Annotated in this window: 21 protein-coding genes; 14 read left to right on the top strand and 7 right to left on the bottom strand. The window is 70.1% G+C overall.

The genetic code is table 11. From position 1 onward, the window contains the following. Positions 1-19 precede the first annotated feature (19 nt). Positions 20-916, top strand: a complete 897-nt coding sequence (locus NFR93_RS05565; RefSeq protein ID WP_251450687.1) for an alpha/beta fold hydrolase — start codon at positions 20-22, stop codon at positions 914-916. A gap of 3 nt (positions 917-919) precedes the next feature. Here the strand turns inward: NFR93_RS05565 and NFR93_RS05560 are convergent, their stop codons facing one another. From NFR93_RS05560 to NFR93_RS05550, 3 genes are all read right to left on the bottom strand, one after another. After that, the gene (locus NFR93_RS05560) at positions 920-2,578 is read right to left on the bottom strand and encodes a DNA repair helicase XPB (RefSeq protein WP_251450685.1); all 1,659 of its coding nucleotides are present in this window, start codon (positions 2,576-2,578) and stop codon (positions 920-922) included. 81 nt (positions 2,579-2,659) lie between these two features. Beyond that, positions 2,660-4,387: a helicase-associated domain-containing protein gene (locus NFR93_RS05555; RefSeq protein ID WP_251450683.1), complete on the bottom strand. Its 1,728-nt coding sequence runs from the start codon at positions 4,385-4,387 to the stop codon at positions 2,660-2,662. Further along, positions 4,388-4,654 (bottom strand): multidrug ABC transporter ATPase, encoded by a 267-nt coding sequence (locus NFR93_RS05550; protein WP_251450681.1) that lies wholly within the window; start codon positions 4,652-4,654, stop codon positions 4,388-4,390. A 159-nt stretch (positions 4,655-4,813) separates the two neighbouring features. Between NFR93_RS05550 and NFR93_RS05545 the strand changes: the two genes are divergently transcribed. Together NFR93_RS05545 and NFR93_RS05540 are read left to right on the top strand one after the other, a co-directional pair. Then, on the top strand, positions 4,814-5,197 hold the full coding sequence (locus NFR93_RS05545) for a cold-shock protein (RefSeq protein WP_251450679.1): 384 nt from the start codon (positions 4,814-4,816) through the stop codon (positions 5,195-5,197). Next, on the top strand, positions 5,181-5,906 hold the full coding sequence (locus tag NFR93_RS05540; protein WP_251450677.1) for a DUF3027 domain-containing protein: 726 nt from the start codon (positions 5,181-5,183) through the stop codon (positions 5,904-5,906). The genes NFR93_RS05545 and NFR93_RS05540 overlap by 17 nt, the downstream gene beginning before the upstream one ends. Before the next feature lie 17 nt (positions 5,907-5,923). Here the strand turns inward: NFR93_RS05540 and serC are convergent, their stop codons facing one another. Beyond that, positions 5,924-7,036, bottom strand: a complete 1,113-nt coding sequence (serC, locus tag NFR93_RS05535) for a phosphoserine transaminase (protein WP_251450675.1) — start codon at positions 7,034-7,036, stop codon at positions 5,924-5,926. Between the two features lie 129 nt (positions 7,037-7,165). Between serC and NFR93_RS05530 the strand changes: the two genes are divergently transcribed. The 6 genes from NFR93_RS05530 (at position 7,166) to NFR93_RS05505 (ending at position 16,078) form a co-directional block, all read left to right on the top strand. Then, positions 7,166-7,867, top strand: coding sequence for an iron-dependent transcriptional repressor DtxR (locus NFR93_RS05530; protein ID WP_251450672.1), 702 nt, complete (start codon positions 7,166-7,168; stop codon positions 7,865-7,867). A 315-nt stretch (positions 7,868-8,182) separates the two neighbouring features. After that, positions 8,183-9,064: a M23 family metallopeptidase gene (locus NFR93_RS05525; protein WP_251450670.1), complete on the top strand. Its 882-nt coding sequence runs from the start codon at positions 8,183-8,185 to the stop codon at positions 9,062-9,064. Between the two features lie 353 nt (positions 9,065-9,417). Continuing rightward, positions 9,418-9,915: an HNH endonuclease gene (locus NFR93_RS05520; protein WP_251450668.1), complete on the top strand. Its 498-nt coding sequence runs from the start codon at positions 9,418-9,420 to the stop codon at positions 9,913-9,915. Between the two features lie 219 nt (positions 9,916-10,134). Next, positions 10,135-10,845: a DnaE2-dependent mutagenesis accessory factor ImuA' gene (gene imuA' / locus NFR93_RS05515; RefSeq protein WP_251450666.1), complete on the top strand. Its 711-nt coding sequence runs from the start codon at positions 10,135-10,137 to the stop codon at positions 10,843-10,845. Next, the gene (locus NFR93_RS05510) at positions 10,845-12,518 is read left to right on the top strand and encodes a DNA polymerase Y family protein (RefSeq protein WP_251450664.1); all 1,674 of its coding nucleotides are present in this window, start codon (positions 10,845-10,847) and stop codon (positions 12,516-12,518) included. The genes imuA' and NFR93_RS05510 overlap by 1 nt, the downstream gene beginning before the upstream one ends. Then, complete coding sequence (locus tag NFR93_RS05505; RefSeq protein ID WP_251451519.1) at positions 12,518-16,078, top strand: error-prone DNA polymerase; 3,561 nt, start codon at positions 12,518-12,520, stop codon at positions 16,076-16,078. Before NFR93_RS05510 ends, NFR93_RS05505 begins: the two co-directional genes overlap by 1 nt. A gap of 37 nt (positions 16,079-16,115) precedes the next feature. Here the strand turns inward: NFR93_RS05505 and NFR93_RS05500 are convergent, their stop codons facing one another. Further along, positions 16,116-17,246, bottom strand: a complete 1,131-nt coding sequence (locus tag NFR93_RS05500) for a fatty acid desaturase family protein (protein ID WP_251450662.1) — start codon at positions 17,244-17,246, stop codon at positions 16,116-16,118. A 200-nt stretch (positions 17,247-17,446) separates the two neighbouring features. Between NFR93_RS05500 and NFR93_RS05495 the strand changes: the two genes are divergently transcribed. Together NFR93_RS05495 and NFR93_RS05490 are read left to right on the top strand one after the other, a co-directional pair. Then, positions 17,447-18,334, top strand: a complete 888-nt coding sequence (locus tag NFR93_RS05495) for a zinc-ribbon domain-containing protein (protein WP_251450660.1) — start codon at positions 17,447-17,449, stop codon at positions 18,332-18,334. A gap of 198 nt (positions 18,335-18,532) precedes the next feature. Continuing rightward, positions 18,533-18,793 carry a hypothetical protein gene (locus NFR93_RS05490; protein WP_251450658.1) on the top strand — a complete coding sequence of 87 codons (261 nt, stop codon included), beginning with the start codon at positions 18,533-18,535 and terminating at the stop codon, positions 18,791-18,793. A 26-nt stretch (positions 18,794-18,819) separates the two neighbouring features. Here NFR93_RS05490 and NFR93_RS05485 read toward each other — a convergent pair whose 3' ends face one another. Next, entirely contained in the window at positions 18,820-20,307 is a 1,488-nt protein-coding gene (locus tag NFR93_RS05485; protein ID WP_251450656.1) for an HNH endonuclease signature motif containing protein, read from the bottom strand. Between the two features lie 179 nt (positions 20,308-20,486). Between NFR93_RS05485 and glsA the strand changes: the two genes are divergently transcribed. Beyond that, a complete protein-coding gene (gene glsA, locus NFR93_RS05480; RefSeq protein ID WP_251450654.1) occupies positions 20,487-21,491 on the top strand; it encodes a glutaminase A in 1,005 nt (334 codons plus the stop codon). 65 nt (positions 21,492-21,556) lie between these two features. On the opposite strand, the gene NFR93_RS05475 is transcribed toward glsA, so the two are convergent. After that, the gene (locus NFR93_RS05475) at positions 21,557-21,952 is read right to left on the bottom strand and encodes a hypothetical protein (RefSeq protein ID WP_251450652.1); all 396 of its coding nucleotides are present in this window, start codon (positions 21,950-21,952) and stop codon (positions 21,557-21,559) included. 89 nt (positions 21,953-22,041) lie between these two features. On the opposite strand from NFR93_RS05475, the gene NFR93_RS05470 reads away from it, so the two are divergent. Both NFR93_RS05470 and NFR93_RS05465 read left to right on the top strand, forming a co-directional pair. Next, on the top strand, positions 22,042-22,419 hold the full coding sequence (locus NFR93_RS05470) for a PH domain-containing protein (protein WP_251450650.1): 378 nt from the start codon (positions 22,042-22,044) through the stop codon (positions 22,417-22,419). 82 nt (positions 22,420-22,501) lie between these two features. Beyond that, a complete protein-coding gene (locus NFR93_RS05465) occupies positions 22,502-23,266 on the top strand; it encodes a MerR family transcriptional regulator (protein ID WP_251450648.1) in 765 nt (254 codons plus the stop codon). The last annotated feature ends 107 nt before the right edge of the window (positions 23,267-23,373 follow it).

The following is a 23,373-nucleotide window of genomic DNA, read 5'->3' as shown; positions in this document are numbered from 1 at the left end:
GAAGTAGTATTGTGCGGCCATGGACGAGAGAGCGACGGATGCCGACACGTCGACCGTGCTGCCCCCGATCCCGGAGGTGACGGGCTTCACGCACGAGTTCGTCGACACTCCGGGGCTGCGTGCGCACGTGGCGACGATCGGCGCGGGCGAGCCGGTGCTGATGCTCCACGGGCTGCCCCAGCATTGGTGGCAGTGGCGGGATGTCGGTCCCGCGCTCGGCGGGCGATATCGCGTGATCTGCCCGGACGCCCGGGGCTTCGGCTGGTCGCAGGCGGCATCGCCGCGGATCGAACGGTATTCGATGCGGGACGACGTGGTGGCCGTCATGGATGCCCTCGGGCTGGAACGGGTGCGCCTCGTGGCGCACGACATGGGTGCGGTGGTGGCGGCGCAGCTGGCATACGCGCACCCGGAGCGGGTGCGGGCGATGGTGCTCTTCTCGGTGCCGCCGCCCTTCATGAGGCTGGGGCTCGGCATGCTGCCGGCGATGCGCCACGTGCCGAAGCTGCGCTTCCGGCGGGCGGGGCAGTCGCTGGACTGGGTGTTCCAGCCGCCGTATGTGGCCACACCCCTGAGCGGGCAGACGCTCGCCACCTACCTCGGCCCGCTGCGCGACCCGGCGAAGGACGCCGCGATCCGCGAGGTCTACCGCGGGCTGCTGATCGCCGGGGAGATGCCGGCGCTCGCCACGGGCGCGTACCGTCGGCAACGACTGCGCGTCCCTGCTCTCTACGCCTTCGGCGAGCGGGACGAGCCGTTGACGGCCGCATTCGTGCGGAAGCACAGCGGCGACGTGTCTCGCTTCGCCGACCACGTCGAGTTCGCCCCCATCCCGGATGCCGCGCACTTCGCCACCGACGACAACCCCGGCGCCGTGGTCGACCTCGTGACGGACTTCTTCGCGCGGACGGTCTGAGCCTCAGGCGGCGAGGGACTCCGCATCGAGGATGGTGTAGGCATAACCCTGCTCGGCGAGGAACCGCTGGCGGTTCTGCGCGAAGTCCTGGTCGACGGTGTCGCGGGCGATCAGCGTGTAGAAGCTCGCCGTGTTTCCCGACTGCTTCGGACGCAGCAGCCTCCCGAGTCGCTGAGCCTCCTCTTGACGAGAACCGAACGACCCCGACACCTGGATGGCGACCGAGGCCTCGGGGAGGTCGATCGAGAAGTTCGCGACCTTCGAGACGACCAGCACCGTGATCTCGCCGACCCGGAAGGCCTGGTAGAGCTCCTCGCGCTCGTCGACGGGCGTCTGCCCGGTGATCTTGGGGGCGCCGAGCGCTTCGGCGAGCACGTCGATCTGATCCAGATACTGCCCGATGATCAGGATGCGCTCGCCGGCGTGCTTGTCGACCAGTCGTTGGACGACGTCGATCTTGGCGGGGGCCGTCGCCGCCAGCCGGTACCGGTCGTCGTCCGCGGCGGCGGCGTACTCGAGACGGTCGCCGGCGGGCAGGTCGACACGGACCTCGTAGCAGACGGCCGGTGAGATGAAGCCCTGCGCCTCGATCTCCTTCCACGGCGCATCGAACCGCTTGGGGCCTATCAGGCTGAACACGTCGCCCTCGCGGCCGTCCTCGCGCACGAGCGTCGCGGTGAGGCCCAGCCGGCGCCGAGCCTGCAGGTCGGCGGTGAGCTTGAACACCGGGGCCGGCAGCAGATGCACCTCGTCGTAGACGATGAGACCCCAGTCCAGAGCGTCCAGCAGAGCGAGGTGGGCGTACTGGCCTTTCCGCTTGGCGGTGAGGATCTGGTACGTGGCGATCGTGACGGGCTTGACCTCTTTGACCTGCCCCGAGTACTCGCCGATCTCCTCGGCGGTCAGCGACGTGCGCTTGAGCAGCTCGTCGCGCCATTGCCGCGCGCTGACGGTGTTGGTCACGAGGATCAGCGTCGTGGTCTTCGTCTCGGCCATCGCGCCGGCGCCGACGAGTGTCTTGCCCGCGCCGCAGGGGAGCACCACGACGCCGGAGCCGCCCTCGGCGAACACGTCGACGGCCTGCCGCTGGTACGGCCGCAGCTTCCAGCCGCCCGCGCCGTCTTCGGCGAGGTCGATCGGATGCGGGGTGCCGGGCGTGTAGCCGGCGAGGTCTTCGGCGGGCCAGCCGATCTTCAGCAGCTCCTGCTTGATGTGACCGCGCGCCCAGGCATCCACGACGAAGGTGTCGGGGGAGGGGTTGCCGATCAGCAGCGGCTGGATGCGCTTGTTCTTGGACACCTCGGCGAGGACGGCGGGGTCGGTCGAGCGCAGCACGAGCGCGCTTCCGCCGTCGACCTCGTCGCGTTCGATCACGAGCCTGCCGTAGCGCCCGACCGTCTCGCGGATGTCGATCGACACCGACGGCGGCACCGGGAAGCGCGACCAGCGGTCGAGGGTGGCGAGCATGTCCTCGGCGTCGTGGCCCGCCGCGCGGGCGTTCCACAGGCCGAGACGCGTGATGCGGTAGGTGTGGATGTGTTCGGGGGCGCGCTCGAGCTCGGCGAAGATCGCGAGTTCGTGGCGCGCGCTCTCGGCGTGCGGGTGCGCGACTTCGAGGAGCACCGTGCGGTCGCTCTGGACGATGAGGGGGCCGTCAGCCATAACGTGCCAGTCTACCGGGCCTCACCTGCGCGGCGCCGACGTCGGTGGAGCGCCGTCGGAGGCGGCCCGGTCCGGTCGGGGTCACTCGGTGCCGGGCGCGCGCACGCTCACGATGCTCGACACCGGGAGGGTCCGCTCGATGTCGGCGGCCCGGTCGCGGCCACGCAGCCGGCCACCGCCGAGGCCGGTGGCCTCGAGGATGAACGAGCGCTCGCCGCCGTCCGGCATCCGCACCACGACGACGAGTTCGCTGCGGGTGCGCACCGACTGCTCGAGCTCGCGCTGCAGCCATGCGCCGTCGTCGCCCTCGCCGTGACCGGAGCGCAGGGACTCGAGTAGCCGGTCGTAGGAGCGCAGCAGATCGGCCCCCGCGGCCTGCTGGGCCGAGCCGGTCCGGCGGTGCATCGCCACGGTGTGACCGGTGCCGTCCACGGCGACGACGGGGTAGCGCGCGTCGGCGAGGGCCCAGTAGACGGCGTCGCGCGCGACGCGGGTGGTGAGGGACGCTCCGTCGTCCACGAGACCGAGCGGGCGAAGGGCCTGATCCACGGCGACGGTATCGAGCAGGCCGGCATCGTCGCTGTCGACGCGCGTGCGGCCGGTGGCGGCATCCTCGCTCACCCTCACCCGGCCGTGGCGGGCGGCGGTGCTGTCGATGAGGTAGTCCAAGGGCTGCGGGATGCCGGTGAGCGACAACTCCGAGAGGAAGGCGCGGATGCCGTCGGCGTCTTCGCCCTCGGTCATCCCGGTCGCCAGCGAGCCGGCGGTGAAGCGGTACGTGGATGCCTGGGCGCGGGACTCGCGCACCGCGATGCGGCGCAGTCGCAGGTCGAGCGGCGGCGAGAGGGGACCCGGGGCGATCGCGCTGAGGTCGGCCTGCAGGTAGACGCGGTCGATCTCGGCGGGGAGGTGCTCCAGAAGCGACGAGGGATCCGCCGGTGCGCCGCTGCGCAGCGACTGCGCCCAGGGCGGTTCGTCGCCGGACGTGCCGACGAGCCCCCACCGCACGGCGAGGTCGCGCAGTCGTGTCGCGGTCGCCGCCCAATCCGGTGCCAGTGGGTACATCTCGGGCCAGACGTCCAGGGCGACCCAGCCGCCGTCGTCGGTGCGCAGCCCTGCGGGCAGCGAGGAGCGGAAGCCCTCGGCCACGAGGGCCCACCGCTCGGCCGTCGAGGATTCCAGCCACGAACCGGCGGCGTCGGTCACCGTCCATTCGCGGTCGGTCGCGATGACCAGTCCCGCGGTCTTCGCGAGGGCGACGAGGGCGTCGAGCTCGGCCCCGTCGACCACCGCACCGGATTCGACGAGCTTCTTGCGGTCGAACGCGCTCACGGCACCGGTGCCGGTGCGCGACAGGGGCGACGTGAGACCGGCGAGCAGGACATCGGCCAGCGCGCCGGCGGTGGTGAAGATCGTCTCGGCAGCGGCAGCCGCCTGTTGCGGGTTCGACGGCTGCGCAGCGTCCGGCGTCTTCAGGGGAGCGAACGCGTCGGGGTTCGACGCCCGGGCGGCCGCGAGACGGGACCGCACGATCTCGAGGGGACGGCCGTCGGGGTCTGCCAGTGCGAACCGTTCTAGGGAAGCCGCGGCGCCGGTCGCGGCATCCGTCGCCAGGGCGGCGAGGACGGGACGCGGAAGCTGGGCCACGGCCCGATCGATGGATGCCGGATCGAGCAGGTTCTCGGCGACGTCGAAGAAGTCGTGCCAGGTGGCGGCGGGCGAGACGCCGCGCACGGCGAACGTCTCGGCGAGCGCCACGTCGTCGCGGCCGGCAAGCCAGGTCGCGAGAGCGCGCTCGTCGGAGGGCACTCAGCCGCCTCGGTTGGCCCGGGATCGGCGGACGAGGCTCATGACCAGCACCGTCAGCAGCAGCGCGAAGGCGACGATCGGCGCGATGTAGACGAGTACACCTACGGCGGGCCATGCTCCGGACGACATGTCGGCCCCCGCGGAGGTGCCGATCATGATGGCGAAGAACGCGAGGATGGAGAGCACGAGCAGGCCCAGCGACATGAAGGCCAGGAGCCGGTCGATCGGGCGGATCGGAACGTCTTCGCCCGGAGTGTGCGTGCTCATCCGGATCAGCCTATCCTGCGGCGGTTGCCCGCGGGGGAGCGCCGCCGCTGTCGAACACCATTGCGGGCGGACACCTGGCGTAGTCTGGTGGGCGGGGGATCGCACGCCCCTGTTCGGCCATGCCCGCTCCGCGGGCTCAGACACACAGAGGTTTCGCGCATGCCCACCGGCAAGGTCAGGTTCTACGACGAGGACAAGGGCTTCGGCTTCATCGCCGCCGATGACGGCCAGGATGTCTTCCTGCACGCCACCGCCCTGCCCGCCGGAGCCCCGGCTCCCAAGCAGGGCACGCGGGTCGAGTTCGGCGTCGCCGACGGCAAGCGCGGACTCCAAGCGCTGTCGGTGCGGATCCTCGAGGCGCCGGTGAGCCTGTCGAAGCGCTCGCGCAAGCCCGCAGACGACATGGCGATCATCGTGGAAGACCTCGTGAAGCTGCTCGACGGCATCGGCGGAGACCTGCGTCGCGGTCGCTACCCCAGCGGCGGGCACGCCAAGAAGGTCGCGGCCGTGCTGCGCAAGGTCGCCGATGAACTCGACGCCTGAGCCCGACCCCGCTCTCATCGAGGCGCGTGACCTCGCGCTCGCTGCGCTGAAGGACATCACCCCCGACGCCACCATCGGCGCGCCCGCCGGCTACCGTCTCGAAGAGGACGGCGTCGTCTCGCTGCGCTTCGAGAACCGGCTCGGCGGCTACCCCGGCTGGTACTGGACGGTGAGCCTGGCGCGCGTCGAGGGTGAAGAGCCGACGGTGCTCGAGGTCGAGCTGCTGCCCGGCGACGGCGCTCTGCTCGCACCGGACTGGGCGCCGTGGGCCGAGCGGCTCGCCGACTATCAGGCCGCGCAGGCCGCGCAGGCCGAGGCCGGCGACGAGGCCGACACCGAAGCGGATGCCGGTGAGTTCGACGACGTGGACGACATGGACGAGGGCGACTTCGACGCGGACGGGTCGCCGATCCTGCACGCCGGCGACGTCGACGGTGTCGACATCGACGAGCTCGCGGACGACGCCGAGTCGGATGACGATGACGAGTCGGATGACGATGACGAGTCGGATGACGATGACGAGTCGGATGACGATGACGAGTCGAATGACGATGACGAGTCGGATGACGACGACGACGAGTCGGATGACGATGACGATGAGTCGGACGACGATGACGACTCCGACTCCGACGAGGACGACGACGAGTCGGACGACGACTTCGACGAGGACGATTCCGACGACTTGGACGAGGACGACGCCGACGACTGACGCCGGCGCCGGCGCGCTCAGCTGTTCTCGAGCGTGAAGTCGATGCAGCGGATCAGCTGACGCACGTCGTCGGGCTCGATCGAGACGAACGTCGCGATGCGCAGCTGATTGCGACCGAGCTTGCGGTACGGCTCGGTGTCGACGATGCCGTTTGCGCGCAGGCTGCGGGCGATCGCTGCGGCATCCACGGATTCGTCGAAGTCGATCGTCACCACGACCGGGGAGCGGTCGGCGGGGTTCGTCACGAACGGCGTCGCCACCGACGAAGCTTCGGCCCACGCGTACATCGCGCCCGACGATTCGCGCGTGCGCGCGTCTGCCCACACGAGCCCGCCGTTGCCGAGGATCCACTCCAGCTGGTCGTCGAGGAGGAACAACGTCGCCAGGGCCGGAGTGTTGAGGGTCTGGTTGAGCCGCGAGTTGTCGACGGCGTTCTTGAGGCTCAGGAACTCGGGGATGTAGCGACCCGAGGCGGCGATGCGCTCGATGCGCTCGATGGCGGCGGGCGAGACCGCCGCGAACCACAGGCCGCCGTCCGAGCCGAGGTTCTTCTGCGGTGCGAAGTAATAGACGTCCGCCTCGGCGGCCGAGAAGTCGATGCCGCCCGCGGCGCTCGTGGCGTCGATCACGGTGAGCGCGCCGTCATCGCCGGCCACGCGTTCGATGGGGGCCGAGACGCCCGTCGAGGTCTCGTTGTGCGGGTAGGCGTAGACGTCCACGCCCCCGACCGGCTCGGCCGCCGCGCGGGTGCCCGGCTCGGCCTTGCGGACGTCCGGGGCGTCCAGCCACGGGGCTGCCGCCGCGGCGGCGAACTTGCCGCCGAACTCTCCGAAGACCAGGTTCTGGCTGCGCTTCTCGATGAGACCGAACGCCGCGGCATCCCAGAAGGCGGTCGAGCCGCCGTTGCCGAGGATGATCTCGTAGCCGTCGGGGAGTCGGAACAGATCTGCCAGGTGTGCACGGACGCTGCCGACGAGGTCCTTCACCGGCGCCTGGCGGTGCGAGGTCCCGAGGATCGAGGCGCCGCGACCGAGCAGCGCCTCGAGCTGCGTCGCGCGCACCTTCGAGGGGCCGCATCCGAAGCGTCCGTCGGTGGGGAGGATTTCACGGGGCAGCACGACGTGGGACATGCGTCGATTCTAGAGAGGTGCGCTCGCCGGACCCGTGCGTGTGACCTGTCGTGACGCGTCGCGGCAGGTCGGCGCGCACCCCGCGAAGGCTAGGCTGGGAGCGGATTTCTGCGAAGCGAGGACGCCCCCATGACCGACCTGATCGACACCACCGAGATGTACCTGCGCACCATCCTCGAACTCGAGGAGGAGAACATCATTCCTCTGCGCGCGCGCATCTCGGAGCGGCTCGGTCATTCCGGACCGACCGTGTCGCAGACGGTCGGTCGCATGGAGCGCGACGGACTCGTCGTCGTATCGGACGACCGCAGCCTGCAGCTCACCGACGCCGGGCGACAGAAGGCCGTCGATGTGATGCGCAAGCACCGCCTGGCCGAGCGTCTGCTGTCGGATGTGATCGGGCTGGACTGGGCGTACGTGCACGAAGAAGCGTGCCGGTGGGAGCACGTCATGAGCGAGCAGGTCGAGCGGCGGCTGGTCGAGCTGCTCGGCCACCCGACGGAGTCGCCGTACGGCAACCCCATCCCGGGGCTCGATCAGCTGGGCGATGTTCCGGCCAACCAGTTCGAGCAGGGCGTCATCGGACTCGTGAAGAAGCTGAACGCCGAGGGCGGCCCGATCTCGGGCACCGTGCGCCGGCTGGCCGAGCCCGCACAGGTCGACCCCGAGCTGCTGCAGCAGCTGAAGGCGGCCGGGGTCGTCCCCGGCGCGACCGGCGACTACCGCTACAACGAGGGTTACGTCCTCGTGCAGATGGAGGGTGATTTCGAGGGACTGGAGCTGCCCGTCGAGGTCGCTTCGCACATCTTCCTCGTCGACGCGCAGCGCTGATTCCGCCGCTCATCCGCCGCTCATCCAGCTTTCGCGCGCCCGCGTGGCAGACATGCCCAGGGTTCTGCCAGGGCCGGAGCGTGACATATTCGTTACCTTCCGGTAGCCTCGGAACGTCCGACAGGCGAGAAGCCCGCCGACCGGACCCCACCCTGATAGCCTCGCCGGCTCGTCGTCTGTGGTGGGAACCCGCACAACGTGCCCCGAACATCGAGTGCCGACGAGCCAGCGCCCCGGCGCATCGAGGCGCCGGAGGATAGTTTGACCGAAGAGATCCATACGCCCGCAAGCGAGTCCCCGTCCGACGCGACAGGTGTGACGCGCAGAGCGCGCGGACGACGCACGCCGGCCACCCGTCCCGCTCCCGTCGTCGCCGCTCGCACCGCTGTCGCCCCGGTCCGTCCGGTCAAGCGCGTCGACGCCAAGCGCGCGATCAAGCCGCTGCGCAGCCTCGCCATCCTGACGATGGTCGGCGGTCTCATCGCCACCGTCGCCCTTCCCGCCTACGGTGCGTTCCGGCCCACCGAAGAGGTGGCCATGACCCTTCAGCAGGTCGCCATCGACGACGCGCAGTCGCTGGTCGTGGCTTCCGACGCCGAGTCGACGCAGCTCTCTCGCGAGAGCTACTCCGCCACCACGCAGGAGGAGATCGACAAGAAGAAGGCGAAGGAAGCGGCTGCCAAGGCTGCCGCCGAGCGTGCTCGTGCCGCGAAGGAAGCGGCTGCCGCCGCCTCGACCGGCACGACCGTCGACGTGAGCGAACTCAGCACGACGTCGGCCGAGACCTCGGTCGCCGCCGGTTCGGGTGCCATTCGTTGGCCTCTGCAGAACTTCACCAAGGGCCGCGGCCTGTGGGACTCCGGCTACCACCAGGGCGTCGACCTGCTCGCGCCCTGTGGTCAGCCGCTCTACGCCGCCGCTGACGGCGTCGTGCGCATCTCGCAGGAGGGCTACGGCGGGTACGGCGTCGCCGTCACCATCGACCACGTCATCGGCGGTCAGCAGGTCAACACGCTGTATGCACACATGACCTACGGCAGCCGACTCGTCGCCTCGGGCCAGACGGTTTCGGCCGGCCAGCAGATCGGCGTCGTCGGCAGCACGGGCAGCTCGACCGCGTGCCACCTCCACTTCGAGGTCCACATCAACGGCGGTGTCGTCGACCCGTGGGCCTGGCTGGTCAACAACGCCGGCTGATACGGCTTATAAGAGAGCGGATGCTGCACCTCGCAGCATCCGCTCTCTTTTTCGTCGTCGACACGCCACCGGGCGTTCAGGAAGGCGATGACCCCGGGCGCGTCGTCGTGCATTACCCTGAGACGGACGCTTGAAAGAAGCGGAGGAAGCCGATGGACTGCACACCACGCATCCGAACCATGGATGCGCTTGGGCGCCACGTCCTTCGGCATTGCCTGAGCGGATGCTGCGGCCTGCCGCACGCGCCGAGGCGCTGTCTGTAGACAGCGCCTTTTTTCATGCCCTTCGTCCTCGATCGCGCGTCGAAAGTCGAATCACCGGGAAGCCGTCCCGGCCGTTCGAGAGGATGGGGAATGCGCACACTGGTGCTCAATGCGGGCTATGAGCCGCTCGCTGTGGTGTCTTTCAAGCGAGCGCTCGTGCTCGTGATGAACGACAAGGCCACGGTCGTGGAATGCATCGAAGGCGAACCGGTCTGGGGAACCAGATACACCTACGACAGACCGGCGGTGATCGTCCTGACCCGCTACGTGCGTGTGCCGGGGGTGCGCCACGTGCCAGTCACCCGCCGAGGGGTGCTGCGGCGCGACGCGCACCGTTGCGCGTACTGCGGCAAGGCGGCCTCGACGATCGACCACGTGCTGCCGCGATCGCGTGGCGGCGCCGACTCGTGGGAGAACCTCGTGGCGTGCTGCCTGCGCTGCAACAACGTCAAGGGCGATCGCACCCCGCAGGAGATGGAGTGGGAGCTGCGTCTCATCCCGCGGCCGCCGCGAGGAGCGCAGTGGACGGTGCGCGGCACCGAGCGCAGCGACCCGCGCTGGGAGCCGTACCTGGCGCTCGCCGCCTGACGCCCGCTCGAGACGCCACCGCCGCCTGACGCCCGCTCGAGACGTCACCGCCGCTTGACGCACCTTCGTTGCGCCTGCCCGCGCCCTAACGGTCGCATCATCGCGCTCAGCGCGTATCATCGAACATTCGTGCAGTAAAGCCCGCTGGCGATGTCCGAACCTCGGCGTAGCGTCTGAACCGACATTGAAAGACTAGAACATACGTTCTACCATGTCGGAATGAGGGCGAGCATGCAGCGCGCGACCACCGAGCGCACGGCGGGCGACGAGGTCCGTCGCCTGCGCGCTCAGCTGGAGCGGGTGCAGGGCCGTCGTCTGGACGCGCCGGTGCTGCCGGTGCATCCCGCGCTGGCGTCGCTGCTGCCCGGCGGCGGACTCAAGCCAGGCGCCGCCTACTCGGTCTCGGGCTCGTCGTCGCTGCTGCTGGGGCTGCTCGCCCAGCCGTCGCAGACCGGTTCGTGGTGCGGGGCGGTGGGGATGCCGCAACTCGGCGTCGAGGCGGCCGCGGCCCTGGGGGTCGACCTGTCACGGCTGGTGCTCATCCCCGAGCCCGGGCAGCGATGGCTTGCCGTCACCGCGACGGTGGCCGAAGTGCTGACGGTGGTCGCGGTGCGTCCGCGCGGACGCGTGCCCGACGGCGAGGTCGCGCGACTGGCGGCGCGGCTTCGCGACCGCGGCGCGGTGCTGCTCGTGGACGGCCCCTGGCCGCAGGCCGAGGCGGTGCTGTCGGTCGACGACGTGCGGTGGCAGGGACTCGGGCGCGGGCACGGATATCTGGCGGAGCGCACCATGACGGTCTCGTCCGCCAGTCGGCGCTGGCCGACGCCGCGGCGCACGCAGGTGCTGCTGCCCGCCGCGCACGGCAGCATCGGCGTCGCTCCCGTCGAAGACGCGCGGATCACGCCGTTCGAGATCAGGGCGGTCGGCTGATGACGCCCGACGCGACCAGGGCGCCCGAGCGCAGCCTGGTGCTGTGGTTCCCCGACTGGCCGGTCACGGCGTACCTGCGCGAGAAAGGCAGGGCAGCGGATGCCGAGCGTCCCCTCGCGGTCATGGCCAACAATCTGGTGGTGGCCTGCTCGGCACTCGCTCGTGCCGAGGGGGTGCGGCGCGGGCAGCGTCGGCGTGATGCGCAGGCGCGGTGCCCGCGGCTGACGGTGGTGCCCGCCGACGAGGCGCGCGACCATCGCGCCTTCGCACCCGTGCTGACGCGCATCGAAGAGCACGCTCCCGGGGTGCAGGTGGTGCGTCCCGGACTCTGCGCGCTGCGCGCCCGCGGTCCTGCCCGCTACTACGGCGGTGAGGAGCGCGCGGGGCAGCTGCTGCTCGACGTGCTCGGCGGCGACGAGCTGTCGCACGTGCGGGCGGCGGTCGCCGACGGGCCCTTCACCGCCGAGCAGGCTGCGATGGCGGCCACGAGTCCTGCCGAGCCGGTGTTCGTGGTGCCGGCCGGGGCATCGGCCGGGTTCCTCGCACCGCTGCCGGTGTCGGCGCTGGCGGCGTCGTCGCTGGTCGGCGACCTCCCCGGTGCCGGTGCCGGTGCCGGTGCCCGCGCAGGGTCCGGGGCACGCGGCGGGGCCTCGGCGTCTGCACGGGGCGGCGGCGACCTGGTGAGCCTCCTCGCCAGGCTGGGTGTGCAGACGCTCGGGCAGTTCGCCGCGATGGAGGCCGATCGGGTGCGTGAGCGCTTCGGGCCCCACGGGGTGCGCGTGCACGCGCTGGCGGCAGGACGTGACTCGCAGCCGGTGACGCCGCGGACCCCGCCGCCCGAGCTCGATCGCGAGGTCGCGTTCGAGCCGCCTCTCGAGATCGCCGAGCAGATCGCGTTCGGCATGCGCATCGCCGCCGAGGAGTTCATCGCCCGCCTCGGCGCCGAAGACCTCGTGTGCACCGAGCTGCGGGTCGAGCTCACCGGCGACCGGGGGGAGCGCAGCGAGCGGGTGTGGCTGCATCCGGCGTCGTTCGACGCGTCGGCGGTGGTCGACCGGGTGCGCTGGCAGCTGGCCGAGGAGTCCGCGGCGCTGCGCAGCGGCGTGGCGCTGGTGCGCATCTCTCCCGAGGCCGTGGACGCGGCATCCCACCACGCGCCGGCGATCTTCGGCTCGGGTCCCGAAGAGCGGGTGCACCATGCGCTGTCGCGCGTGCAGGCGATGCTGGGTCATCGCGGCGTGCTCACCCCCGACGTCGGCGGCGGTCGCTGGCTCGCCGAGCGCCAGGTGCTCGTGCCGTGGGGGGACCGCCCGCCGCAGGGCCGGGCGGGGCTGGCGGCCGAGCGCGAGCGGCCGTGGCCGGGGCGGCTGCCGGATCCGCTGCCGTCGACGGTGTTCTCGCCCACGCGGCCGGTCGAGGTGACCTCGCTCGGCGGGTACGCGGTCGACGTCGACGATCGGGGCATGCTGTCGGCGGTTCCCGCGCAGCTGGGGGTCGGCGGGCGTCAGCTCGGCATCGACGCGTGGGCGGGGCCGTGGCCGGTGGTCGAGCGGGGGTGGGATGCCGCGCGAGCACGACGCGCGCACCGGTTCCAGGTCGTCGACACCGAGGGTACGGCGTGGCTGCTGGTGTGCGAGGGGCCGGCCTGGCACGCCGAGGCGGTGTACGACTGATGGGCTTCAACAACCCCGGTGTGCCGTGGTCCGAGATGGAGCGCGTCCTCAGCGACCGGCGGCGGCCGGGCAGTGCTCCCGCCGGCGCGGACGGCGGCGACAGCCCGGCCTGGTCGCACAAGCGCGGCGCGTACGTTCCGCCAGAGATCCCGCGTCCGACCGAGACCGTTCCGTACGCCGAACTGCACGCCCACTCGTCGTTCTCGTTCCTGGACGGGGCATCCTCGCCCGAAGACCTCGCCGAAGAGGCGGAGCGGCTGGGGCTGCACGCCCTGGCGATCACCGACCACGACGGCTTCTACGGCATCGTGCGCTTCGCCGAGGCGGCCGAGACGCTGCGGCTGAAGACGGTGTTCGGGGCAGAGCTGTCGCTCGAGCTGCCGGCGCCGCAGAACGGCGAGCCCGACCCGGTCGGCGCGCACCTGCTCGTGCTGGCGCGGGGGGAGGAGGGGTATCACCGGCTCGCCGCCGCCCTCACCCACGCCCAGCTGGCGGGCGCCGAGAAAGGACGACCCGCGTACCGCCTCGACGACCTGGCCGATCAGGGGCGGGATCACTGGGCCGTGCTGACCGGATGCCGCAAGGGCGCCGTCCGCCGTGCGCTGACCGTCGAGGGTCCGGACGGGGCGGCGCGCGAACTCGACCGTCTGATCGAGCGGTTCGGGCGCGACGCGGTGCACGTCGAGCTGATCGACCACGGCAATCCGCTGGACTCCCGCGACAACGACGTGCTGGTGGGGCTCGCCCGGGAGCGTCGGCTGCCGCTGCTGGCGACCAACAACGTCCACTACGCCGCCCCCGACCGGCAGCTGCTGGCCGCCGCGGTGGCCGCCGTCCGCGCCAATCGGGGGCTCGACGAACTCGACGGCTGGCTGCCCGCGCACGCCGGAGCGCACCTGCGCTCGGGTGCGGAGATGGCCGAGCGCTTCGTGCGGCATCCGGATGCCGTCGCCCGCACCGTCGCGCTCGCCGACGAGCTGGCGTTTCCCCTGCGGCGGGCCAAGCCCGCGCTGCCGCGGCAGAAGGTGCCCGACGGGCACACACCGATGTCGTGGCTGCGGCACCTGGTGTGGGAGGCGGTGCCGCGGAAATATCCCGACCTCACGGAAGAGAACCGTGCGCGGATCGAGAAGGAGCTCGGGGTCATCGAGCTGAAGGACTTCCCCGGGTACTTCCTCATCGTGCACGGCATCGTGCAAGAGGCGCGGCGTCGCGGCATCCTGTGTCAGGGGCGGGGATCGGCGGCCAACAGCGCCATCTGCTACCTGCTCGACATCACCGCCGTCGACGCGATCGCCTACGACCTGCCGTTCGAGCGGTTCCTGTCGAGCCTGCGCGACGAAGAGCCCGACATCGACGTGGACTTCGACTCGGATCGCCGCGAGGAGATCATCCAGTGGGTGTACCAGACGTACGGGCGCGAGCGGGCGGCGCAGGTGGCGAACGTGATCCAGTACCGGCCCAAGAACGCCATCCGCGACATGGCGAAGGCGCTCGGGCACTCGCCGGGGCAGCAGGACGCCTGGTCGAAGCAGGTGGAGGGGTGGGGCGCCAAGCTCGAGACCGGAGCCGACCACGACATCCCGGATCAGGTGATCGAATTCGCCACCGAGCTGCTGAAGGCGCCGCGGCACCTCGGGATCCACTCCGGGGGCATGGTGCTCACGGATCGGCCGGTGGGCGAGGTGGTGCCGATCGAGCATGCGCGCATGGAGAACCGCACCGTCATCCAGTGGGACAAGGACGACGCCGCGTGGATGGGGCTGGTGAAGTTCGATCTGCTGGGCCTGGGGATGCTGGCGGCGCTGCAGTACTGCTTCGACATGATCCGCGCCTCGACAGGGGAGGAGTGGGAGTTGTCGACGCTGCCGAAGGAGGAGAAGGCGGTCTACGACATGCTGTGCCGGGCGGATTCGATCGGGGTCTTCCAGGTCGAGTCGCGCGCGCAGATGGGGCTGCTGCCGCGCCTTCAGCCGCGGCGGTTCTACGACCTGGTGATCGAGATCGCCCTCATCCGGCCCGGGCCGATCCAGGGCGGAGCGGTGCATCCGTTCGTCCGCCGCAAGCTCGGGCAGGAGGAGGTGACGTACGCCCACCCGAAACTGGTGCCGGTGCTCGAGCGCACGCTCGGCATCCCGGTGTTCCAGGAGCAGCTGATGCAGATGGCGATGGCCGTGGGGGAGTGCACCGGCGAGGACGCCGATCTGCTGCGGCGCGCGATGGGATCCAAGCGCGGTGTCGAGCGCATCGAATCGCTGCGCGAGAAGCTGTACGAGGGGATGGCCGGCAACGGCCTGGTCGGCGAGGCGGCGGATGCGATCTACGCCAAGATCCAGGCGTTCGCGAACTTCGGCTTCGCGGAGTCGCACTCGCTGTCGTTCGGGCTGCTGGTGTACGCGTCGTCGTGGATCAAGCTGCACTATCCGGCGGCGTTCCTCGCCGGGCTGCTGCGCGCGCAGCCCATGGGGTTCTATTCGCCCGCGACGCTCGTGGGCGATGCGCGGCGGCACGGTGTCGAGGTGCGTCGGCCCGACCTGCACGCGTCGGGGGTGGAGGCGGTGCTCGAACCGCTGCAGCCCCCGGCCGGTGGCGTTTCGTCTCGCTCCGCTCGCTCAACGTCCGGTGGCGCAGGTGTCGAGTTCTCGGACGGTGGCGTTTCGTCTCGCTCCGCTCGCTCAACGTCCGGTGGCGCAGGTGCCGAGCCCCCGGACGTTGAGCGAGGGAGCGCAGCGACCGAGACGAAACGCCTCGGCCCGACGGGGCTCGACGCCTGCACCCACCGGCAGCAGCCGCCCGTGGGTCTGTTCGACATCACCGCTCCCGACGAGTCGGCGGCGCACCGGCGCGACGGACGGTTCGCCGTGCGACTGGGCCTTGCCGGAGTGAAGGGCATCGGCGCGGCCGTCGCTCAGCGCATCGTCGCCGCCCGCGATGCGGACGGGGAGTTCCGCGACCTTCGCGACCTCGTCCGTCGCACGAGCATCACCACCGCGCAGGTCGAGGCGCTCGCCACCGCGGGCGCGTTCGAGTGCCTGGGCATCACGCGGCGCGAGGGCATCTGGCTGGCGGGTTCGGCGGCGCAGGATCGACCGGAGTTCTTGCCGGACTCGATGGTGTCGGTGCAGCCGCCGCTGTTCACCGATCCGTCGTCGTACGAGGTGCTCGCCGCCGACCTGTGGGCGACGGGCATCACGACCGACGACCATCCGATGACCCACTACCGGTCGGCGCTGGACGCGCGGGCGGTCATCACCTCACGCGAACTGCGCACTCACGAGACCGGTCGGCGAGTCGAGGTGGCAGGACTCGTGACGCATCGGCAGCGGCCGGCGACGGCATCCGGAATCACGTTCCTCAACCTCGAAGACGAACACGGTCTGGTGAACGTGATCTGCTCGGTCGGGGTGTGGAACCGCTATCGGCGGGTGGTGCGCGATGCTCCGGCGCTGATCGTGCGAGGGATGCTGGAGCGGTCGGTCGAGGGGGTGACGAACCTGCTCGCCGACCGGTTCGAAGACCTGCGTGTGGGGGTACGACACCAATCGCGCGACTTCCGATGAGGAAGCCGCGCGATGGGATGAAGAAGAACGGTGCCGATCAGGCCCGGCGGTACTGCGACGCCGCGGGGCAGTCGAAGGGGTCGGCCGCGGCGAGACCCACGCGGTTGAGGTACTCGATGACGATCGCGTACGACTGGATCAGGCTGGTCTCGGTGTAGGGCACGTCGAGGGTCTTGCAGTAGTCGCGGACGATCTCGCGCGCCTTCGACAGGTGCGGGCGGGCCATGCTCGGGAAGAGGTGGTGCTCGACCTGGTAGTTCAGGCCGCCCATGAGCCACGTGGCCCACCAGCCGCCGCGGATGTTGCGCGAGGTGCGCACCTGCTTGCTGAAGAAGTCCAGGCGGGCGTTGGCGTCGATGATCGGCATGCCCTTGTGGTTGGGGGCGAACGAGGCTCCCATGTAGAGGCCGAAGACGGCGAGCTGGACGCCCATGAAGGCGAACGCCATGCCGAGGGGCAGCAACATGAAGACCGGCACGATGAAGATCGACAGTCGCAGCACGATGAGCGCGATCTCGAGCCCGCGGCCCTTGATCTTCTCCTTCGAGAACAGCAGGTGCTTGAGGCCGAGGTAGTGCAGGTTGATGCCCTCGAGGGTGAGGAGGGGGAAGAACAGCCAGCCCTGCTTGCGCGTGATCAGGCGGCGGAGGCCGCGCGCCTCGGCGGCGTCTTCCTCGAGGAACGAGATCGTGTCGACCTCGATGTCGGGGTCGCGGCCGACGCGGTTCGGGTTGGCGTGGTGGCGGGAGTGCTTGGAGTCCCACCAGGCGTAGCTGATGCCGACGACGCCGGCGGCGAGGATGCGCGCGAGGCGGTCGTTGGCGGGGCCCGTCGAGAGGATCTGACGGTGGGCGGCCTCGTGGGCGAGGAAGGCCGCCTGGGTCAGCAGGATGCCGAAGGCGGCGGCGATGAGCAGCTGGAACCAGCTGTCGCCGAGCAGGATGAAGCCGGTGACGGCGCCGCCCATGCCGAGGGCGATGGCCGTGCCCACCATGGCGTAGAACCACGGGGCGCGGGCCAGGAGGCCGGTCTCTTTCGCGACCTGCGACACCTGGGTGTATGCGCGGGCGACAGGGGGGAACGTGTCGCTCTTGGCATAGGTCTGGCGGATCGGACCGAGTGTGGATACGGCGGTAGAAGTGATGATCGCTCCTCGGGTCGGCAGCACGACCCGAAAGCCAAACTGTGCGGGCGACGAACCGTATGGCCGCCTGTTTGCGACTCTACGGGAGAGCGGATGCCGCGTCGGTTATGTCCAGGCTATGCACAGGGGTTGTGCCCCGCACTCACTGGTCGGGAGGGCAGGTTGGCGCTGGTGTCAGCGGTGCTCGTGGCGGGCTTGGGGGTGGTCGCGGTTACAGTGCCGACATGCCGGAGCGGGTCCAGGACTGGTGGGCGAGACGACAGTTCTCGCGGGGACGCGACGTGCCCTACGACGTGGGGACGTATCGCGAGGCGTGGGCGTCTTTTCCGGCGCTGATCCGGCAGTATCACCCCGAGCTCAACGCCGGTATCGTGCTGACGCAGATTCCTCCGGCCGCCGACGTGCTGCTGCTCTGGCAGTGCGACGCAGGCCACCTGTTCGTCGCGACGCCGACCGAGCAGCGCACGCGTCCGGGGCGTCGGCGACGCCGGTCGGCGTGGTGTCCGGAGTGCTCGGCGCTGGCGATCGGTGCGCCGCCGCGGCGTGTCGTGGGGGCGGTCCGCTTGGCGACCGGTGATCTGCAAATGGCGGCGCCGAGGGCAGGGGGCTCCGCCGTCGCGGGACCCCGGCGGGCACGTCCGAAACGCACGGTGTGTCCGAAGACTCCCGCCCTGGCGGTGGGCGAGGCGTTCGTCAGCGAGTGTGCGCCGCGCCCGGCGTCGGCGGTCGAGGCGCGTGTGCGGGCCGATCTGTTCGCGCGCCTCGGCATCACCGCCGGACGCAACGCGGTGCGGGTGAGTCGGCCGTTCTTCGACCACCTCGAGGTGTGGCCCGACATGCTGCTGCCCGAGCTGCGGATCGCGGTCGAGTACGACAGCACCGGTCGTCATGGGCTGGAGCACGTCGGCCAGCGTGAGGAGGCCGACCGCCGAAAAGACCGGATGCTGCGGGCCGCCGGCTGGGAGGTCGTGCGACTTCGGACGGCGAAACTCGTCCCTTTGGGTCCGCACGACATCGTGCTGTCGGGATGGAACCGGCGCTCGCTGGACCGGCTCATCGACGCGTTCCGCGACATCCGCGGGCCACTGATGGTGGACGCCTACCTGCAGTGACCGCGGTGGCGGACTTGGTGGGTGCTCCGTCGCCAGCGGCGCGCAGTCACTTCGGGTACTACGGTGGCGAACATGGGCAGTCCTCGCGGGGCGGTGGGTATCGCGTTGGCACTGGTGGTGCTGGCTTTGACGGGCTGCGCGGCAGGATCGTTGCCATCGTCCGGTCCACTCGCGGTGTATCCCAGGCCGGATGCCGGAATGGATGCCCTGCTTGAGGGCGAGCTCGCGATCGTCGACGACTGCCTGGTCATCCGTCAGGGCGAGGGCGCGCTCGCGGTACCGGTGTTCCCGGCCGGTGATGCGTCGTGGGCCGAGGGTGTACTCCAGTGGCGCGACGGCGAGTATCGCGAAGGCGACACCATCGCCGTCGGAGGCGGCTTCAGCGGGGGAGCGATGACGTCGGCGTACATCCCGCAAGGGTGCGAGGGCATCGAGCTGTTCGCCGTGTCGCCGTTCTGATCGGTTCGCCACCTCGCACACCCGCCTCAGTTCCGCCGCGCCATGATGTCGTGCCTGCGTGTGGGCGCTTTGGTGACGGCTCGCCACTGTTGTCGCGGATCCCACTCGGCGGGTCCGCGTATCTCGGGCACGCCGTTCGTCATGCGGATCTGCCACCCGCTGGTATCGAGGGTGCGGTGATGATGCCAGCAGATCAGGACGCCGTTGTCGGTATGGGTCGGTCCGCTCCGGGCGTGCTCGACGACATGGTGGATCTCGCACCACGACGCGGGTATGTGGCATCCCGGAATGATGCACCCGCCATCGCGGAGTGAGATCGCCTTGCGCTGGTGATGGTTGAACACCCGCTCGTCGGTCGCAAGGGACACGATGCGACCCTCGTCGCCCAGGATGACGCGGGTGATCGAGCCGGCACAGCCGATGTGGCGCGCCACGCCGATCGGCACCGGCTCGTCGATGCCGTCGATGTGCGCGGCGCCTCGCGCCTGCGCGAGGTCCTCCGCGCGGACCGACACCACGAGGGTCGGCGCTGCTCCGCCGAGGGTGGGCAGAGTGCCGGATGCCGCGGCGACAGTGAGGATGGTTGCGAAGACATCGTGCTGCTTCTGCGCCCGCGTGCGGATGTCGGCCCGGTGCGGCTGGATGCCGTCGGGATCGAAACTGTCAGGAACGAAGGACCCCTCTGAACCGAGGGCACCGTCAGCCTCGAAGGCGCCGCCGCCACCGGCATCCGTGAAGCGCGGCCCGGGAGATGCGGGACCGTCGAGCTTCGGGTTGAGCACGCTGTCGCACTCGCGCTGGAACTGCGCAGCCACTTCGGCAAGCAGATTGCCGCGAACCGACACGAGGCCGTCGCGACAGATCCCGAAGGTGAGACCGCGCTTGCGCATCGCGCGGGCCTCGCGCGGCTCCTGCCCGTCCTGATCCAGATACAGCGCCCAGATCTGCGCCTGCGCCCGCAGGTCTTCGGCGCAGGCGGGCGGCGCGCCGTCGGCTCCGGTGCCGCGCGCCGAGGCAGCGAGCTCGGTGTCGGCGGCAAGGACTCCCGCCACACCGCCTGGGCAGCCGCGCAACGCGCCGGCGACGGCCACGATGCCGTCGACCCCGACCTCGCTGTTGGCGAGCGCGTCCCGCATCGCGGGAAAGTCGGCCGCAAGAATCTCTCCGCTCGAGATCGCCATCCGCTGCGACACGGCGCGGGCCGCGGTCACGACATCGGCGGCCGTGCGCTTCGACACCCGCGTCGCGCGCTGGACCAGCTCGCTGAGGGAGCGGCATCCGGTTCGGGTCGTCAGTCGCTCGTCGTGCGCTACGTGATCGGCGCGGCCGTCGATGTGCGCGACCGCGTCGATCATCAGTGCCTGCGCACTCTGGATCATCCGCCCGGCAGCGACGACGACCGCGAGCAGTTCCTCATCGCCGGCCGCCCGAAGCGCGTCGTCGGCGAACGCCGTCGCGACGATCGGGGCGAGCGCGCGGCCCAGATCGTCGAGGGTGACGGAGAGGTTGTCCATACCCTCGATTCTGCCGAGGGCCACCGACATTCTTCGCTGATAAGCCCAGGTCAGGGAGGTTATCCACAATCCGTGCACAACCGCGCGGAACGGGCCACCTGGGGAGGAGAGGATGACGCACGAACCACCCCGCGGTTCCCACTGGCCCCGGGGCGCACGACCCGTGCCATGGTGGGACGATGACCCCTCCCGACGACCGGCACGACCGTGCCCCGCGAGGCCGCACCGCCGACGACGGTACGCTCGACGACCGGCACGACCTCGCCTCGCTCGACCTCGACGCACTTCGCGAACGGGCGATGGCCGAGCATGGGGGAGCGGTCGATGACAGCATCCCGGCTCTGGCGACGGCCGACCCCGACCTGTGCGCGCTGGCGATCGTCGGTCCGGACGGCGACGTGCACCGTAGCGAGGAGGCCGACGTGCCGTTCAGTGTGCAGTCGGCGGTGAAGCCGTTCCTGTTCGCGCTGGCGCTCGCCGACACCCACGGCGAGGCGCTCGAGCGCATCGGCATCGAGCCGACGGGTGAGGCGTTCGACGCGATCAAGCTCGAGAGCGGCACAGGGCGTCCGCCGAACCCGATGGTCAACGCGGGAGCCCTGCTCACCGCCGCGATCGTCGACGGCGACACCGTCGAGAAGCGCAACGAGCGCATCCTGCGCGGACTGTCGGCCTTCGCCGGACGTGAGCTCGATGTGGATGAAGAGGTCGCCGAAGACGAGCACCTGCTCGGCGACCGAAACCACGCCCTCGCCCACCTCATGCGCGCCGAAGGCACCCTGCACGTGAGCGCCGACGATGCCGTCGCCGTCTACGCCCGCGCATGTGCCGTGCTCGTCGACGCCGAGGCGCTCGCCGTCATGGGCGCGACCCTGGCGTTCGGGGGAGTGAACCCGATCACGGGTGAACGCGTCGTGTCGAAAGCGGTCGCGCGCGACGTCGTCTCGGTGATGGCCACGTGCGGCGTCTACGACGGGTCGGGGCGATGGATGCGGGCGGTCGGCGTCCCGGCGAAGTCGAGCGTCTCGGGCGCCATCGTGCTCTCGGTTCCGTACCGGCTGGGTACGGCCGTCGTCAGCCCGCCGCTGGATGAAGAGGGCACGAGTGTGCGGGGCCGCATCCTGAGCGAACTGCTGAGCGACGCGCTCGACCTTCACGTCTTCGGCAGCACCGACCCCGCCTGAGGCCCGGCCCGAAGCCCGAAGCCCGAAGCCCGAAGCCCGAGGCCCGAGGCTCGACGCCCGAAGCCTCAGATCGCCATCGCGAGCTCGCCGAACCCCATGGCGATGAAGAACGACAGGACCGTCAGCACGATCGTCACCGGCACCATCGTGTAGCGCTCGGGCTTGCTGCGCGAGATGGCGTTCATCAGGATGCCGAGCGCGAAGTACGCGAAGATCATCCACATCGCGATCTGCGCGAACGCGTCGCCGAACACGTCGATCGCGCCGACGCGGTCCCACGCGATGAGGGCGATCAGTGCGTAGATGAGGATCGACACGGCGCTGCCGATCCGTAGCTTCAGGGGCAGCACGCGGTGCCGTCCGCCCCACGCGAAGTGTCCGAGCGGTGCGCCGAGGCTCAACGCCAACTGGAACATCGCGAGCAGGGCGAGCACGACGGTGAGCGCGAGGGCGAAGGGCACGCCTCACACCGTAGCGGTCGCGCTCGCATTGGATAGCCTGACCGGATGCGCGACGAGGGGTTCGCGCGGAACGCATTGGAGCGCTCGACATGCCTGAAACCGCCGCAATTCTTTCTTGGACACTGCAGCAGGAGATCCAGACGCCTGCTGACGTCGCCCAGCTTCTCGTGGAGGGCGAGACGCCGGTCGCCTCCTTCAAGACCTTCCGCGACTCCGCGACATTCACCACGAAGCGTCTGATCGTCCGCGATGCGCAGGGCATCACGGGCAAGAAAGTTGAGATCTACTCGCTGCCGTACAGCGCGATCCACATGTGGTCGACCGAGAATGCCGGCGGGATGCTGGATCGTGACGCCGAGCTCGAACTGTGGACGAAGGCCGGACACATCAAGGTCAAGCTGACCAAAGGCGCCGATATCCGTCGCATCGACAGCCTCATCGCCTGGGCCGTTCTGCACAGTCACTAGCCCGTAGGACGGACACGTTGGTCGCAGCTTCCTCGGGAATCATTGACCTTGACACTGTGTGATGCGGTCTGGTGGGGGTGACATGTTGAGCATTGGAGAGATCGCGCACAGCACCGGTGTTTCGCGGCGCATGCTGCGGCACTGGGAGAGCGAGGGGCTGCTGACCCCAGCTGTCACCGATCCCGTGACCGGCTATCGGCGCTTCCAGGACAGCCAACTGGGGCGCGTGCGAGCCATCACGGAGCTACGCGCGCTCGGGTTCGGCTTGGCCGAGATCGGGCAACTACTGGATCCGCGGATAGGGCAGTCCGAGCTGGAGTCGCTCCTGATCCACCAGGTGGATGTTCTGCAGCAGCAGATCACCGATGCCTCGACACGTCTGGTCCACGTCCAGCACCGCCTGGACGCTATCCGGAGCAAGTCCATGGAGGTCATGATGAATCTGTCCCTTACCGCCCTGCCCAGCCTTACTCTCTGGGGACTTAGCGCCTCCGTCCTCGACGAGACTGAGATCGGCCTCGCCGTCGGTGACCTGTGCGGTCGTCTGCCGGTGGCTGACGGAGAGCTCGTGCTGCTGTACGACGGTAGGCGCGATGACCAGATCATCGTCTCGGCTGGGACCGTTGAGCGCCCCGATTCAGGGACGGCGGAAAGAATCGTCACACCGGAGGCCTCCGAAGGCGTAACGGTCACGTTCGATGTCGCCCCCGAGAGCATCGCGGATGCGTGGGTTCTCCTCGACGCCGAGTTGGAGAAGCGGCACCTGACCAGCTTCGGAGTGTATCGGCAGGTCAACGGTGTGGCGGGAGACGTCACCCTGCAAGCCCCTGTGCGTGAGCGACGCTGATTCGACTTCGGTGACCAGGTGCCAGCGCGATGCTTCGCCCCCTTTCACTGAGTCTCGACGAGCCATGCGAGAGCGGGCCCACCCTGCGCCTGCCTCACGCCCGTGCC

Source organism: Microbacterium sp. Marseille-Q6648, assembly GCF_943181415.1.
Taxonomy (GTDB): Bacteria; Actinomycetota; Actinomycetes; order Actinomycetales; family Microbacteriaceae; genus Microbacterium.
Note: the sequence above shows the minus strand (reverse complement) of the source record. Positions and strands in the feature narration are given on the sequence as shown.

What these genes read in the sequence shown, in the direction of transcription:
- NFR93_RS05485 (WP_251450656.1), bottom strand. Translation starts at nt 20,307, where the DNA reads ATGGACAACCTCTCCGTCACCCTCGACGATCTGGGCCGCGCGCTCGCC.
- imuA' (WP_251450666.1), top strand. Translation starts at nt 10,135, where the DNA reads ATGAGGGCGAGCATGCAGCGCGCGACCACCGAGCGCACGGCGGGCGAC.
- NFR93_RS05545 (WP_251450679.1), top strand. Translation starts at nt 4,814, where the DNA reads ATGCCCACCGGCAAGGTCAGGTTCTACGACGAGGACAAGGGCTTCGGC.
- NFR93_RS05565 (WP_251450687.1), top strand. Translation starts at nt 20, where the DNA reads ATGGACGAGAGAGCGACGGATGCCGACACGTCGACCGTGCTGCCCCCG.
- NFR93_RS05560 (WP_251450685.1), bottom strand. Translation starts at nt 2,578, where the DNA reads ATGGCTGACGGCCCCCTCATCGTCCAGAGCGACCGCACGGTGCTCCTC.
- serC (WP_251450675.1), bottom strand. Translation starts at nt 7,036, where the DNA reads ATGTCCCACGTCGTGCTGCCCCGTGAAATCCTCCCCACCGACGGACGC.
- NFR93_RS05465 (WP_251450648.1), top strand. Translation starts at nt 22,502, where the DNA reads ATGTTGAGCATTGGAGAGATCGCGCACAGCACCGGTGTTTCGCGGCGC.
- NFR93_RS05505 (WP_251451519.1), top strand. Translation starts at nt 12,518, where the DNA reads ATGGGCTTCAACAACCCCGGTGTGCCGTGGTCCGAGATGGAGCGCGTC.
- NFR93_RS05510 (WP_251450664.1), top strand. Translation starts at nt 10,845, where the DNA reads ATGACGCCCGACGCGACCAGGGCGCCCGAGCGCAGCCTGGTGCTGTGG.
- NFR93_RS05530 (WP_251450672.1), top strand. Translation starts at nt 7,166, where the DNA reads ATGACCGACCTGATCGACACCACCGAGATGTACCTGCGCACCATCCTC.
- NFR93_RS05520 (WP_251450668.1), top strand. Translation starts at nt 9,418, where the DNA reads ATGCGCACACTGGTGCTCAATGCGGGCTATGAGCCGCTCGCTGTGGTG.
- NFR93_RS05490 (WP_251450658.1), top strand. Translation starts at nt 18,533, where the DNA reads ATGGATGCCCTGCTTGAGGGCGAGCTCGCGATCGTCGACGACTGCCTG.
- glsA (WP_251450654.1), top strand. Translation starts at nt 20,487, where the DNA reads ATGACCCCTCCCGACGACCGGCACGACCGTGCCCCGCGAGGCCGCACC.
- NFR93_RS05540 (WP_251450677.1), top strand. Translation starts at nt 5,181, where the DNA reads ATGAACTCGACGCCTGAGCCCGACCCCGCTCTCATCGAGGCGCGTGAC.
- NFR93_RS05550 (WP_251450681.1), bottom strand. Translation starts at nt 4,654, where the DNA reads ATGAGCACGCACACTCCGGGCGAAGACGTTCCGATCCGCCCGATCGAC.
- NFR93_RS05495 (WP_251450660.1), top strand. Translation starts at nt 17,447, where the DNA reads ATGCCGGAGCGGGTCCAGGACTGGTGGGCGAGACGACAGTTCTCGCGG.
- NFR93_RS05470 (WP_251450650.1), top strand. Translation starts at nt 22,042, where the DNA reads ATGCCTGAAACCGCCGCAATTCTTTCTTGGACACTGCAGCAGGAGATC.